Here is a 1,082-nt window from a genome sequence, read left to right on the forward strand (position 1 = left end):
CCGGTGGCGCAGGCCGCCGCCGCGGAACTGCCCAAGCCCGAGGCCGGCGCCGGCGGCACCGGATCTCGGCGCCGATGCCCAGAACCGCGCTCGGCGGCCAGCCCGCGGCCGCAGGAGAATTTCTGGAACGCCGACCAGGGGCAGGATCAGGGCGGCCAGGACTTCGCTGAGGACAATGGCGGCGACTGGGGCGGCGACGACGACGGCTCCTGGGCGTGAGTCCTGAGGCCGCCTTCCGGGCCCGCGTCCCGGGCGTGATGAACGTCCGCCCGCGCCTGAGCCGGGCCTGACGGCCTCCGGCTCAGGCGCGCCCCAGTCGGGCCGGAGCGTCGGCCCGCGGCTTCCCGCTTTGACGAACCCCGCGTCCGGCTTTGTTCGCCGGGCGCGAATCGGCTTCCATCCCGGTTCGGGCTCGGACCCAGGGGAGAGGCGGCCATGACGCCGTTCGGACGCCGCGTGCGCGATCTGCGCGCCGAGAAGGGCGTGACGCTGACGCAGATGGCGCACGCCATCGGCGTGAGCCCCACCTATCTGTCGGCGCTGGAGAACGGCCGGCGCGGCCGGCCCACCTGGGCGCTGGTGCAGCGCGTGATCGCCTATTTCAACGTCATCTGGGACGAGGCCGAGGACCTGGCGCGCCTCGCCGAGGTGTCGCACCCCAAGGTGACGGTGGATACGGCCGGCCTCTCGCCCCAGGCCACGGAGCTCGCCAACCTCATCGCCCGCGAGATCGCCCATTTGCCGCCGGAGGCGGTGGCCGAGCTGCTGGGACGCCTCAAGATCCTGCGCCGGCGCGGCTGATGCCCGTCCGGCCGGCGGCCGGACGGGGTGTCGCGCTTGTCGCCCCGCCCGCGCGGCAGGCGGGGCGGCGCATGCTCACGGCTTCAGGCAGACCGCGACCACCTGCTTGACCGGGTGCAGGCACTCCACCTCGGTCTTGCCCTCCTGCGCGGAGATGACGCCGATGTGCTGGAGGCCGCGCTGGTCGTTCACGCAATAGCCGCTGATGAAGCTCTCGCCGGTCTCGCAGCTGGCGCGGCAGCCGCGGCCGGCAGGCGCTCGCGCGCAGCATGATGCTGGCG

General features: G+C 73.9%; 2 protein-coding genes and 1 pseudogene. 2 read left to right on the top strand and 1 reads right to left on the bottom strand.

What is annotated here, in order from left to right; translation table 11 throughout:
• Both AC2W7M_RS26065 and AC2W7M_RS26070 read left to right on the top strand, forming a co-directional pair.
• Positions 1–219 (top strand): hypothetical protein (locus tag AC2W7M_RS26065; RefSeq protein ID WP_486136058.1); only part of this gene is annotated, 219 nt, incomplete at its 5' end.
• 216 nt (positions 220–435) lie between these two features.
• On the top strand, positions 436–801 hold the full coding sequence (locus tag AC2W7M_RS26070; RefSeq protein WP_394021405.1) for a helix-turn-helix domain-containing protein: 366 nt from the start codon (positions 436–438) through the stop codon (positions 799–801).
• Between the two features lie 75 nt (positions 802–876).
• On the opposite strand, the pseudogene AC2W7M_RS26075 reads toward AC2W7M_RS26070, so the two are convergent.
• Positions 877–1,082 (bottom strand): annotated as a pseudogene (locus AC2W7M_RS26075) (hypothetical protein); the annotation flags it as partial.

The organism is Xanthobacter sp. BG11Y11_SDJG, from assembly GCF_057364445.1.